Source organism: Acinetobacter sp. 251-1, from assembly GCF_030329305.1.
In the GTDB taxonomy this organism is placed as follows: domain Bacteria; phylum Pseudomonadota; class Gammaproteobacteria; order Pseudomonadales; family Moraxellaceae; genus Acinetobacter; species Acinetobacter piscicola_A.
The window spans coordinates 1-12,851 of record NZ_JACANS010000029.1 but is presented as its reverse complement, the minus strand read 5'-3'; the positions used below and the strand labels follow the sequence as shown (position 1 = coordinate 12,851).

The window sequence follows — 12,851 nt, the reverse complement described above, 5'->3', positions numbered from 1 at the left end:
TTGTGACCCCACGTTTGTCGCAGGAGAGCTTTCATGAGTGGAAAAATTGATGTGCGCGAAATCGACGCATTAGTCGATGCACAAAATGGCCGTATTTCACCTTCTATTTATACAGATCCAGATCTTTATGAATTAGAACTTGAACGTGTATTTGGTCGTACGTGGTTATTCCTTTGCCATGAAAGCCAAATTCCAAAGGCAGGCGATTTCTTCAATACCTATATGGGTGAAGATCCAATCATTGTTGTCCGTCAAAAAGATGGCTCAATTAAAGCATTACTCAATCAATGCCGTCACCGTTCGATGCGTGTGAGCTTTGCAGACTGTGGTAATACACGTGCATTTACTTGCCCATACCACGGCTGGTCTTATGGTGTTGATGGTTCTCTTAAAGATATTCCACTTGAAGATCGTGCATTTCCACAAGGTGCTTGTAAAGAGCATTGGGGCTTGATCGAAGTTAACCGTGTCAAATCTTATAAAGGTTTAATCTTCGGTTGTTGGGATGAAACCACACCTGACTTAGAAGAATACATGGGTGATATCGCTTGGTATTTAGATGGCGTATTAGACCGTCGTCCGGGTGGTACAGAAATCATCGGTGGTGTGCATAAGTGGGAAATCGAGTGTAACTGGAAATTTGCAGCAGAACAGTTTGCATCTGACCAATACCATGCATTGTTCTCTCATGCGTCCGCGATTCAAGTTTTGGGTGCAAAACCAGATGATGAATCATCGAAAAAATTAGGTGCTGCCCAAACGGCTCGTCCTGTATGGGAAACGGCGAAAGACGCAATCCAATACGGTTCACGTGGTCATGGTTCAGGTTTCTTCTTCACAGAACAACCCGATGCGAACGTCTGGGTGGATGGTGAAGTTGCCAACTATTTCCGTGAAACATATGAAGAAGTAAAAGAACGTTTAGGCGAAGTTCGTGCTTTACGTCTTGCAGGTCACAACACCATGTTCCCAACATTATCTTGGTTGAACGGTACTGCAACACTTCGTGTATGGCACCCACGTGGTCCAAACAAAACTGAAGTATGGGCATTCTGTATTGCAGATGCTGAAGCATCTCAAGAAGTGAAAGAAGCATTTGAGCGTTCAGCGACTCGTGCCTTCGGTCCTGCTGGTTTCCTAGAGCAAGATGACTCTGAGAACTGGATTGAGATTCAAAAAGTCTTACGTGGTTATAAAGCACGTAAAAACCAATTGATCATGGAAATGGGTTTAGGCAAAGAAAAAATCCGTGAAGATGGTATTCCAGGTATTACCAACTACATTTTCTCTGAAACTGCAGCACGTGGTATGTACCGCCGTTGGGCAGATTTGTTAATCCATGAAAAATGGGAAGACGTAGAGAAAGCCGCTGACGAATATGAGAAGGAGCTTATGAAATGAGTCAGATCAGTTTAGAACTTCATCACGAGATTAGTCAGTTTCTATATCGTGAAGCAAAATTGCTAGATGATTGGAAATTCCGTGAATGGTTAGACACCTTAGCTGAAGATATTTCTTATACGCTTCGTACTACACCAAACGCGCAAACACGTGATCGTCGTCGTTCAGTTGAGCCTCCTACAACTTGGGTTTTCAATGACACGAAAGATCTTTTAGAGCGTCGAGTGGCTCGTCTTGAAACAGGCATGGCTTGGGCAGAAGAGCCTCCTTCACGTACCACCCATATGGTTTCAAATGTCATCGTAGAAGCGACAGAAGTTGAAGGCGAATATGACGTTTACGTGACTTACTTATTGTACCGTACACAAAAAGAGAAAGACGTGACGATTTACTGCGGTAAACGTCATGACAAAATCCGCAAAGTTGAAGGCGGCTTAGGATGGCAGATTTTCAACCGTAAAATTACCCTAGACCAAGTGACGTATAACTCACACAACCTGAGCGTATTCTTCTAATGAATAAGATTTTTGTTTGCCAAGTTGATGACTTGGATGAAGGCGAAGCCCTTAAAGTAGATTGTGGTGTGAATGGTATCGAAGCGCTTGCTGTATTTAATAACGGCGGTGAATTCTTCGCGATGAATGACAAGTGTAGCCATGGTAATGCATCCATGTCTGAAGGTTATCTCGAAGACGACGGTACGGTTGAATGTCCACTACATTCTGCACGTTTTTGTTTGAAAACAGGTGAAGCATTGTGTCTACCTGCAACTGATCCAATCAAAACATTCCCTGTGATTGTTGAAGATGGTCAATTGTTCGTAGAAATGGCAGGAGAGTAATCATGGGTTGGCTACAAGGCGAAGTTGCATTAATTACGGGTGGTGGTTCAGGTTTAGGCTGGGCATTGGTGGAGCGTTTTATTGAAGAAGGTGCGCAAGTGGCCGTTCTTCAGCGTTCAAAGGCCAAAGTCGATGCGTTAAATGAGCACTTCGGCGGTAAGGTTCTTGCAATTGAAGGCGATGTAGCTAGCTATGCAGACAATCTTCGTGCTGTAAATGCTACCGTAGAACGTTTTGGTAAACTGGATTGCTTTGTTGGAAATGCGGGTATTTGGGATCACTATGCCGATATCGTCAATACCTCAGGTGAGCAGTTAGAAAAAGCTTTTGATGAAATCATGGGCATTAACACCAAGTCGCTGATCCTTGGTGCCAAAGCTGCATTGGATGCATTGATCGCTTCTGAAGGTTCTATCATATTTACTTTGTCTAATTCAGCACTGTACTCTGCTGGCGGAGGCCCTGTATATACAGCGTCTAAGCATGCAGGGGTTGGTGTTATGAAAGAATTAGCCTATGAGCTTGCGCCTAAAGTACGAGTGAATGCAGTTGCGCCGTCAGGTATGAATGTGAATATCAAAGGTGCGGCATCTTTAGGTCAAGAAAATTTGGGTCTACTCGATGCTCGTGATCCTGAGAAAATTGCGCGTGGCATGCCACTGAATTTCTTACCTGAGCCTGAAGATATGACAGGTTCATATGTCTTGCTTGCATCACGTGCCAATAACCGTCCATTAACAGGCGTATTAATTAACGCTGAATGTGGTTTGGGTATTCGTGGTTTACGTCAGCCACGCGCTGGTTTTTTTGATGAATAATTGCGTTATCGCATCAATGGATTAATTTGGCAGCCTATTTGGCTGCCTTGCCTGTTTAGGAGTCTCTCATGGCTGTGAAACTGATTTGTGCATCGCACAGTCCTTTAATGGAGTTTGCTTCACCACAAGAACAACGTAAAGAACAAGCCGTTCGTGATACGTTTGAAAAACTTGCGGCTGAAGTTAAAGCCTATGATCCGACTTTGATTATTACTTTTGGTCCAGACCATTTTAATGGTTTCTTCTATGATTTGATGCCAAGTTTCTGCGTGGGTATTCGTGCCACTGCCGCAGGCGATTGGGACTATGGTAAAGACAATGCACACATTGATGTGCCTGAAGAAAAGGCATTAGGTTTAGTCCGTCGTGTGTTGGACGAAGGCGTTGATGTTGCGTATTCATACCGTATGCAAGCGGATCATGGTGTGACTCAGCCACTACATTTCTTGTGTGGCGGTCAGCTTGATCGTTATCCAACCATTCCCATTTTTATCAATGGCGCTGCTGCACCGATGCCAACCACCAAGCGTACTTTAGCGCTCGGTCGTGCAGTGGGTCAGTTCATTAAGTCCTTAAATCTTGAAAATGAACGTGTGCTTGTTTTAGGCACAGGCGGATTATCACATGATCCACCGACACCACAAATGGGCTCAGTACCACCAGAAGTGGAAGAATTCCTCATTGCGGGTCGTAACCCAACTGAGGAAGCACGTAACACCCGCCAAGGTAAAATTATTGCGGTGGGTCAAAAGTTGGCAGCAGGTGATACCTCTGTGGCTGTGCCGTTAAACCCTGAGTGGGATCGTGCATTGTTAGACACTTTTGCTAAAGCGGATTTTGCAAGCATCGAAGCCATGACAGAAGCTGAAATTCGTCGTGATGGCGGTCGTGGTGGTCAAGAAGTGCGTTCGTGGATGGCAGCCTTTGCAGCCTTGCATGAAATTGGTGAATATGACATGACAACGCATTGTTATGAAGATATTAGTGAGTGGATTGCCGGTTTCGGTATTGTATCTGCAGAATTGAAATAAGGATAAAACCCATGAGCCAAAATGAAATTGAAACCATCGTGATTGTTGGTGCTGGTCAAGCTGGTGCGAGCGCCATTTTAGAACTTCGTGCAAACAAGTATGAAGGCAAAATCATTTTGGTGGGTGATGAAACACATCTGCCTTATGAACGTCCACCTTTATCTAAAGATGTCATCTTAAAACCTGAAGAGACCAAGATTGAGATCTTGTCAGAGCAAAAACTCATTGACTTAGGTGTTGAGCATATTGCTGACAATGGCGTGGTTAAAATTAATGCAGATGCCAAAACCATCGAATTGAAAAATGGCGAAACGCTTGCCTTTGATAAGTTGTTGCTTGCAACAGGTGGGGCAGCACGTCGCTTACCCAATTTCGATGCTCTGGGTAAACACGTTTATACCTTGCGTAATCTTGAAGATTCACAAGCGCTTGTGCCTGTTTTACAAGCGGGTCGCCGTATTATTTTAATTGGTGGTGGTGTGATTGGGCTTGAGCTTGCATCATCTGCACGTTTCAAAGACTGTCAAGTGACCGTGATTGAAATGGGACCAATGGTGATGGGACGTTCATCGCCTCGCATTTTGAGTGAGTTCTTGCTCGAACAACAACGTCTTGCAGGTGTTGATGTACGGTTATCTACTTCAATTGCAGACTGTAAGCTTGATGGTGAAGAAGTTGTCGTAACTTTGGCTGATGGCGAAGAACTTCGTGCAGATGCAGTGGTGTATGGTATTGGTATTGTGCCGAATGCTCAGCTTGCAGTCGATGCTGGTTTAGATGTTGATTTTGCAGTTAAAGTGAATGAAAACTGCCAAACCTCACATGCTGATATCTATGCAGCGGGTGATGTTGCGACTCAACTTCGTGATTGTGGTCAGCATCGTCGTGTAGAAACATGGGAAAATGCCAATTTACAAGCGGGTATCTTTGCTCGTCATGTGATGGGGGTTGAGCATCCTGTGGCAAATCCAGCATGGTTCTGGACAGATCAGTTAGACATTAACTATCAGTTTGTCGGTGATATGGCAGCAGCAGAATGGTTGGTACGTGGTGAAATCAATCCTGCACAACGTGCTGAATCATCATTTGTATTATTTGGTGTGACGGATGGCGTGATTGTGGGGGGTATTACCGTGAATGCGGCCAAAGACATGCGTCACTTGAAAAAACTCATCAGCAAGCAAGCGCCTTTTGAAGCAGAGAAATATCTCGATTTAACACAAGACTTACGTAAACTTGTCAAATAATCTGCTAGATAAAAAACCTGAGTACTTTTACTCAGGTTTTTTTATGGATTTAGCAAGGCGTATGTAGGCGTAAATGTAATGTTGGACAAAGTTGTCCCTGCGTATCCCATGGTGAACGCGCAATGACTTGGAAACCATGTTTTTGATAAAACTGTTGTAAATCTGGATAATTTTCTAAGACTTCCACTTCTCGAATTCCTAAAGATAAAGCATATCGAAGTAAAGTTGAACCTATGCCTAACCCGACATATTGTGGATGTACATAGAACATTTCAATTTTTTGATAAGCCAAACCTATAAAGCCGACAATTTCATGATTGATTTCAATATGAAATAACTGTAAATGTCTAAAATAATGATATTCAGTGATAAGTTCTTTTATTTTTAATAAATGTTGTTGATGAGATGTATTGTGAATATTTTCTGTACATTTTTGCCAAACAGATAAAAGCTGCCGATGCTCAGAGATTAAAGATGAACGAATTTTGGTTTGCATAAAAAGCTCGCTCAAATGTGAAAAGCAACAAAAATTAAAGGAAAAACACATGTTATTGCATGAATATGACTTAAAATGCAGATAAAAATCAAATTACTATATTTGATGATAAAAAATAGGACAATAAATGTCAGATTCGAACAAAATTGTGGTGTATGCAGCACTTTTGGGTAACCTTGTGATTGCCTTGGTGAAGTTTATTGCTGCTTATATTACAAATAGTTCTGCGATGCTCAGTGAAGCGATTCATTCGGTAGTCGATACACTGAATGAAATATTATTGTTGTATGGTATGAAAAAATCGCAGCAAGCGCCCAATGTAAAACATCCCTTTGGTTATGGACGGGAACTTTATTTTTGGGCATTTATTGTATCGCTCATGGTGTTTGCATTAGGGGCGATTGTGTCGATTTATCAAGGGGTGCAGCATGTTCTACACCCTGAAGAGATGACATCTCCTTATGTTAATTATATTGTGTTATCTATTGCAATTGTCTGTGAAGGAACATCTTGGTTTGTTGCTTTAAAATCTTTTAAAAAAATGAAAGGTAAAATGAGTTACTTTCAAGCATTCAGGCGTAGTAAAGATCCCACTACATTTACAGTGTTATTTGAAGATTCGGCAGCCTTGATCGGTTTGTTTATTGCCTTGATTGGTATTTTTTTGGCACATCAATTGAATCTTCCTGTGATTGATGGTATTTCTTCGATTTTGATTGGCGTGGTTTTGGCGATTTCTGCTGTTCTTTTGGCAAGAGAAACCAAAGGTTTACTTTTAGGTGAAATTGCTGATCCACAATTAAGAGAAAATGTGTTAAAAGTGGCAAGGCAAGATCCTGCGGTGCATTATGCCAATGGTGTTTTGACTGAACAAATGGGTGCGCATCAAGTGCTCGCCTCACTGAGTTTAGAATTTAAAGATAATTTAACTTCAGATGATATCGAAGCTTGTGTTAATCGTATCGAAAGCAAGATTAAAGAAATTCATCCTGAAATTATTGCGTTATTTATTAAACCGCAAACACAACAGATGTGGTTAGAACGAATGAAAGGGCGTTTAGAGTCGTAATGTCAAAAGAGATTGAACAGAATTCGGTTGAAGATCGTACTTTACATACCGAAGAAGTTGTAGCGACCGTTCCTACACAACAACTACACTATAGATTAGAAACAGAGGCTTGTTTAGCACATACATGGTACAGACCCATATTTCGAGTGTTGGCTTCAGATCACCATAATGGAGAGAAATTTTTTAATCCTGTCCGTAGACCTGAGGGTAATCGGCGTTGGGATTTAGTTAAATGGCTCAGTACGCGTAAGTCTTCAACATGGAAAGTCGACTCAGCCAAAGAAGCTGCTGAGTTTTATGCAACACCACGTGCTCTACCACAAAACCGCCCTAATGCACCGGAAAATGATTGGCAAGTTTGGTTTGTTGGGCATGCAACAGTTTTATTGCAAATCGGACCTTATAACTTTTTAACAGACCCTGTTTGGGCAGACCATGTGAGTCCAAAACAAGGGCGTGGTCCTAAGCGTGTCATTCCTGCGGGAATTGCTTTAGAGCATTTACCGACCATCCATGCTGTATTGCTCAGTCATAACCATTATGATCATATGGATATTGCAAGCTTGCGCTGGTTGCATGATAAATTTGCCATGCCAATTTATACAGGATTAGGGAATAGTCATTATTTACCAAGCGATTGGCATGTGATTGAAATGGATTGGTGGCAATCGGCACTCTTTAGAAATTTAAAAATTGTTTATACCCCTGCTCAACATGGCTCAGGTCGTGGCTTCCGTGATCAAAATGCGGCATTGTGGGGAGGATTTTCCATTATTTCACAGCATGGACATTTTTTCTTTGCAGGTGATTCGGGGTATTCAGGACATTTTAAAGAAATTCAAAAGCGTTTAGGTTCACCACGCATTGCCTTGATTCCGATTGGTGCTTATGAACCACGTCAGTTAATGAAATATATGCACATGAATCCACAGGATGCCTTTCAGGCACATGTCGATTTACAAGCAAAACGCTCTTTGGCAATCCATTACCGTACTTTCCAACTGACAGATGAAAGTCGTGAACAACCTGAACATGACTTGCAACTTGCGATGAAAAATACGTCTAAGTTGATGAATCCATTCTATTGTATTAAAGAGGGGCGTAAATTAATTGTCTAAATAACCCTTTGCAATCAGAGGCGTTCAAACATGGCGTGTATTATTCAAGGTTGAATTGATCAAGTAAAGTTGCAAGACATTATTCAGCCCATATTGTTACCTTTAAATATAAAAGTTATTGAAGATTGTTCTGAAATGGCTGAACCGCATTATTTAAATTTCGATAGCCATTTCGAAGTGTGTTATCTATCTAACCACACACATTCATGGACAATGCTCCAAACCATGTTGGGCGGAAACCATCTTTCCTTTGAGTTTGAAGAGTATTTGGCTGATCAACTGAATCGACAATACGATTGGGTTACCGTTGCTGATAACTATCGCTTAATGGCAGATCATCTGAGAGGTAATGTGCTTTCAGGTTATTATTCGATTTTGTTTGAGCAAGATCATTCAATTTTTTTAGTCGATAATAGTATTTTTTATGATGATAACTGCCTGTATTTTAAGAAACTATATTGTATAGCACCCACAGAACAACAGAAAATAGTGGATCAAAATTATAAATTTGAAACCTGTTTAAATGAACAGTATATTGGTCATGTTTCAGAAGATGCGGTATTTTACCCAATAATGAAAAGTACTTATGTTCCTTTAGTGCTATCTGAACTGATAGAGCGAGCGTGTATTGAATAACCTACTATAAGGGACACAATAATGAAAATATTCCAAACTTTATTTTTATCTCTCGCATTGACCCATATCGCTTTTGCAGAAACTCAAACCATTCAAATTCATCATTCAAATTTTGAATTTAAAACTGTCAAAAATAAAAGTGAAGAAGGTTTTGAACGTAAAGACCTTGAATTATATCGAGATCATAAGAAATTACTCAGTCATACACTGCATTACAATACAGGTGATTGCAGTATTCTCACCACCGAAATCGGTGATTATGAAGTGAAAGGCAATCAACTGATTTTTTACACCTATTGGGCAGCAGGGGATGGTCAGGGCTTGTGGGCTTTTCCCTATGGTGTACGTAAACAGGTCTATGCAGTAGATGCCAAAGGCACAGTCAAACCTGTCAGCGCCTTGATGTATGTGGAAGATATTATGGGCAATCCTTTGGAGCATGATCCACAACAGGAATATTTACAATTTTTAAATCGTCCACCCAAAACAGCTCAACAGCAAAAAACACTGAATAATTATATTCAGGTGATGCAAAGCAGATATCATGCTCGTTTTGTACATGATCAGCAACGTGAACAATTATTAAAAGAGGTGAAAGGCAGGCTAGCAAAACAAATTGCAGTGGAAACCAAAGGCTGGAAAGAACACTTTGGGGCTAAGGTCAGAATGTAGTTGAGAGCTGCTGTCCCATGCTCATAAACTGCATCGGAAATATGGAAAAGTAACATTAAAATTTTAAATCCATATAAAAAATAGTGATTTTTCTCTCTCATTATAGTTATGCAAATCGCTATCTATATGAAAAACAAAAAAGTCATTTATTTTTAATATTTTAAATAGAAATATTCGATTGTTTTAATTGGTTAAATTCGCTGTGATTTACTAAAAAAAACAGCTATGTTTTTAAAGTAGGCCATTCAACAAAACTTACTTTATCTCTTTAATTTATAATTGTATGCGGAGAATAATTATGGATAACAACATGCCAGCTTCAGGTTGCCCATTTCATCAGGCAGGTGGACAAACCAGTGTAGCCAGCACCGACAATACGGATTGGTGGCCAAATGCACTGAACTTAGACATCCTTTCGCAGCATGATACAAAAACCAATCCACTGGATCCTGATTTTGATTATGCCAAAGCATTTAAATCACTTGATCTAGAAGCAGTTAAACAAGATTTAAGAGAACTGATCAACAGCAGTCAAGACTGGTGGCCATCTGACTATGGCAGCTATATTGGTATGTTTGTTCGTACTGCATGGCACTTAGCAGGTTCATACCGTAAACAAGATGGTCGTGGTGGCGCAAATACAGGTAACCAACGTTTTGCACCATTGAACAGTTGGCCTGATAACGTCAATACCGATAAAGGTCGTCGTTTACTTTGGCCCATCAAGAAAAAATACGGTAACAAACTGTCTTGGGGTGACTTGATTGTATTGGCAGGTACAGTTGCGTATGAAGTTGCAGGTTTAAAAACCTTTGGTTTTGGTGGTGGTCGTTTAGATATTTGGGCACCTGAAAAAGACATTTACTGGGGTGAAGAGCGTCATTGGCTAGCGCCAACCAAAGAACGTTATAAAGATGATCAAGATCGTTCATCTTTGGATAATCCACTTGCTGCAGTTCAAATGGGTCTGATTTATGTCAACCCAGAAGGTGTGGATGGGGTTCAAGACCCACTACGTACCGCGCAGGACATGCGTGTGACCTTTGACCGTATGGGCATGGATGATGAAGAAACCGTTGCATTGACTGTGGGTGGTCATACCGTTGGTAAGGCACATGGTAACGGTAAGGCAGAAAACCTCGGCGCAGATGTTGAAGGTGCAGATGTCGAGTTTCAGGGCTTAGGTTGGCACAACTCAGAAGGCACAGGCAATGGTCCAAATACTATGGTCAGTGGTTTAGAAGGTGCTTGGACAACCCATCCAACCCAATGGGACAATGAATTTCTTTATTTATTATTTACCTATGAATGGGAAAAGACCACCAGCCCAGCAGGCGCAAAACAATGGGAACCCATTAACATCAAAGAAGAAGATAAACCTGTTGATGCATTTAACCCAAATGTGCGCCGTAATCCAATGATGACAGATGCCGATATGGCACTGAAATTTGACCCTGAATACCGCAGAATTGCAGAGGATTTTTATCACAATCCAGATAAATTGGCTGATGTGTTTGCGCGTGCTTGGTTCAAATTGACGCATCGCGATATGGGACCGAAAACCCGTTATTTAGGTGCTGACGTTCCTGCTGAAGATTTAATCTGGCAAGATCCAATTCCAAAAGTAGATTACACATTGTCCGATGTGGATATTGTCGGTTTAAAAACTAAATTACTCAATAGTGGATTAACGTCTGCTGAACTGATTGCAACTGCTTGGGACAGTGCACGTACTTTCCGTGGTTCTGACTACCGTGGTGGGGCAAATGGTGCACGTATCCGTCTTGCTCCACAAAAAGATTGGGAAGGAAATGAGCCTGCACGTTTAGCGAAAGTTCTGGCGAAACTTGAAGAAATTCAGAGCACATTGGTTAAAAAAGTCAGCATTGCTGACCTGATTGTTTTGGGTGGTACAGCAGCTGTTGAGAAAGCAGCACGGGATGCAGGTGTGAATGTCAAAGTTCCGTTCCTTGCAGGACGTGGTGATGCAACTCAGGAGCAGACTGATGTTTATTCTTTTGAGGACTTTGAACCTAAAGCGGATGGTTTCCGTAATTTTGTTAAAGCAGACTATGTAGTTCAGCCTGAAGAATTATTGTTAGATCGTGCGCAATTGCTTGGTTTGACTGCACCTGAAATGACGGTATTGGTCGGTGGTTTACGTGTATTGGGCGTGAACTATGCTGACTCAAAACATGGTGTGTTTACGGACAACGTAGGCGTACTCAGCAATGATTTCTTTGTGACATTGACAGACATGTCATATAACTGGAAGCCGACAGGCAAGAACTCTTATAATATTGTGAGCCGTGCCACAGGCGAAACGAAGTACACAGCAACGCGTGTAGACCTTGTGTTTGGTTCTAACTCGATTCTGCGTTCTTATGCTGAAGTGTATGCTCAGGATGACAACAAAGAGAAGTTTGTCAAAGACTTTGTGGCGGCATGGACGAAAGTGATGAATGCGGACCGTTTTGATGTGAAGTAATTAATTTAAGATTTTAAAAAACCGCCTGAGGGCGGTTTTTTGTGGAACAGTGAAATTTCATGTAAAAAGCCTAGGTTTTTTAAACTAGACTTTTTTATGGATTGCAAGACACTGATTTAAATAAAGTTATACATTGCATTTCGCATAAGGCGTATTATGTTAATTTTAGAAATACTTATAAAAGGTCAAAAGCTGAAAAAAAGATGATATAAAAAATAGAAATAAAACCAACAAGAAGTATAACTATCTTAGTCCCATTTTTTTTTGGCTCTTGATAAGTAGGCTTTTCTATAATTATTGGTTTTTCTATAATTTGGAGTTCTTGCCAAGCTTTCAACTCTTGAGAGCTTACATACCAATCAGTTCTATTTCTCTGAGAAAATTTAGAGTTGTTATAAGAGGAATTAATATCCCTAATTTCGGATAACAATGTGTTAATAAATCTAAATCCTTCTTTTTTAAATCTTTGTATTTCTTCTTGATTTAACTTTATATATAAAAAATGCTCACCATGTGTACCTACCATTATTCCAGCTTCTAAGAGATATTCACCATTTTTTTCAGCAAAACAATAATCTCTATCCATACCTAATATTTTAGGGTGATTAGGCTGATCAGTAGTAATCACTTGGCATAAATACAAGAATCTAAGACAAGCCTGATATTCTGATGCATAGGTTATATTTTCTATAACTTTTCCATCATTAAGAGTTAAGACATGCCAAGACTTATCAATTAATCTTATACACCAGCTCTTCGATTTTTTTTTTAAACATAACTCGTTGCTGTGGCAATTGAGCAGTTTTGCTTTGTCAGGTGAGAACAATGTTTGAATATTATTCAAGTTAAGAGACATACAAGAATAAGTTCCTTTTTTTATATTTAGCAATGTAACAGATATTAAATTAATGTTCTCTCAATGTTTATTTAACATAATGGGGGTTATGCGAAATTAAAATGTAACTCCAAAATAGAAATGTCCGGTTTCTCCAAAGTAAAAATGTCCGCTTTTAGAATATGCACTTTTGCAATTT

General features: G+C 40.4%; 13 protein-coding genes. 11 read left to right on the top strand and 2 right to left on the bottom strand.

All coding sequences use genetic code 11. From position 1 onward, the window contains the following. The first annotated feature begins 33 nt into the window (after positions 1 to 33). The 6 genes from hcaE (at position 34) to hcaD (ending at position 5,338) form a co-directional block, all read left to right on the top strand. Positions 34 to 1,401 carry a 3-phenylpropionate/cinnamic acid dioxygenase subunit alpha gene (hcaE, locus tag HX129_RS16700; RefSeq protein ID WP_174493803.1) on the top strand — a complete coding sequence of 456 codons (1,368 nt, stop codon included), beginning with the start codon at positions 34 to 36 and terminating at the stop codon, positions 1,399 to 1,401. Further along, positions 1,398 to 1,916, top strand: a complete 519-nt coding sequence (gene hcaF / locus HX129_RS16695) for a 3-phenylpropionate/cinnamic acid dioxygenase subunit beta (protein WP_130072167.1) — start codon at positions 1,398 to 1,400, stop codon at positions 1,914 to 1,916. Before hcaE ends, hcaF begins: the two co-directional genes overlap by 4 nt. Beyond that, positions 1,916 to 2,242, top strand: coding sequence for a 3-phenylpropionate/cinnamic acid dioxygenase ferredoxin subunit (gene hcaC / locus HX129_RS16690; protein ID WP_130072166.1), 327 nt, complete (start codon positions 1,916 to 1,918; stop codon positions 2,240 to 2,242). Before hcaF ends, hcaC begins: the two co-directional genes overlap by 1 nt. 2 nt (positions 2,243 to 2,244) lie before the next feature. Further along, positions 2,245 to 3,060, top strand: coding sequence for a 3-phenylpropionate-dihydrodiol/cinnamic acid-dihydrodiol dehydrogenase (hcaB, locus tag HX129_RS16685; protein WP_130072165.1), 816 nt, complete (start codon positions 2,245 to 2,247; stop codon positions 3,058 to 3,060). A 68-nt stretch (positions 3,061 to 3,128) separates the two neighbouring features. Then, complete coding sequence (locus tag HX129_RS16680) at positions 3,129 to 4,091, top strand: 3-carboxyethylcatechol 2,3-dioxygenase (RefSeq protein WP_130072164.1); 963 nt, start codon at positions 3,129 to 3,131, stop codon at positions 4,089 to 4,091. Positions 4,092 to 4,102: 11 nt separating this feature from the next. Next, positions 4,103 to 5,338 carry a 3-phenylpropionate/cinnamic acid dioxygenase ferredoxin--NAD(+) reductase subunit gene (hcaD, locus tag HX129_RS16675; RefSeq protein WP_286433572.1) on the top strand — a complete coding sequence of 412 codons (1,236 nt, stop codon included), beginning with the start codon at positions 4,103 to 4,105 and terminating at the stop codon, positions 5,336 to 5,338. Positions 5,339 to 5,387: 49 nt separating this feature from the next. Here the strand turns inward: hcaD and HX129_RS16670 are convergent, their stop codons facing one another. Then, positions 5,388 to 5,834 carry a GNAT family N-acetyltransferase gene (locus tag HX129_RS16670; protein WP_180046871.1) on the bottom strand — a complete coding sequence of 149 codons (447 nt, stop codon included), beginning with the start codon at positions 5,832 to 5,834 and terminating at the stop codon, positions 5,388 to 5,390. A 127-nt stretch (positions 5,835 to 5,961) separates the two neighbouring features. On the opposite strand from HX129_RS16670, the gene HX129_RS16665 reads away from it, so the two are divergent. From HX129_RS16665 to katG, 5 genes are all read left to right on the top strand, one after another. Beyond that, positions 5,962 to 6,903 (top strand): cation diffusion facilitator family transporter, encoded by a 942-nt coding sequence (locus tag HX129_RS16665; RefSeq protein ID WP_130072161.1) that lies wholly within the window; start codon positions 5,962 to 5,964, stop codon positions 6,901 to 6,903. Next, positions 6,903 to 8,021, top strand: a complete 1,119-nt coding sequence (locus tag HX129_RS16660) for an MBL fold metallo-hydrolase (protein ID WP_130072160.1) — start codon at positions 6,903 to 6,905, stop codon at positions 8,019 to 8,021. Before HX129_RS16665 ends, HX129_RS16660 begins: the two co-directional genes overlap by 1 nt. Before the next feature lie 69 nt (positions 8,022 to 8,090). Then, a complete protein-coding gene (locus tag HX129_RS16655) occupies positions 8,091 to 8,657 on the top strand; it encodes a hypothetical protein (RefSeq protein WP_286433575.1) in 567 nt (188 codons plus the stop codon). Between the two features lie 21 nt (positions 8,658 to 8,678). Then, the gene (locus tag HX129_RS16650; protein WP_286433577.1) at positions 8,679 to 9,329 is read left to right on the top strand and encodes a hypothetical protein; all 651 of its coding nucleotides are present in this window, start codon (positions 8,679 to 8,681) and stop codon (positions 9,327 to 9,329) included. Between the two features lie 298 nt (positions 9,330 to 9,627). Continuing rightward, on the top strand, positions 9,628 to 11,817 hold the full coding sequence (katG, locus tag HX129_RS16645) for a catalase/peroxidase HPI (protein WP_286433579.1): 2,190 nt from the start codon (positions 9,628 to 9,630) through the stop codon (positions 11,815 to 11,817). Positions 11,818 to 11,992: 175 nt separating this feature from the next. On the opposite strand, the gene HX129_RS16640 is transcribed toward katG, so the two are convergent. Continuing rightward, positions 11,993 to 12,673 carry a hypothetical protein gene (locus HX129_RS16640; RefSeq protein WP_130072155.1) on the bottom strand — a complete coding sequence of 227 codons (681 nt, stop codon included), beginning with the start codon at positions 12,671 to 12,673 and terminating at the stop codon, positions 11,993 to 11,995. Positions 12,674 to 12,851: the final 178 nt, after the last annotated feature.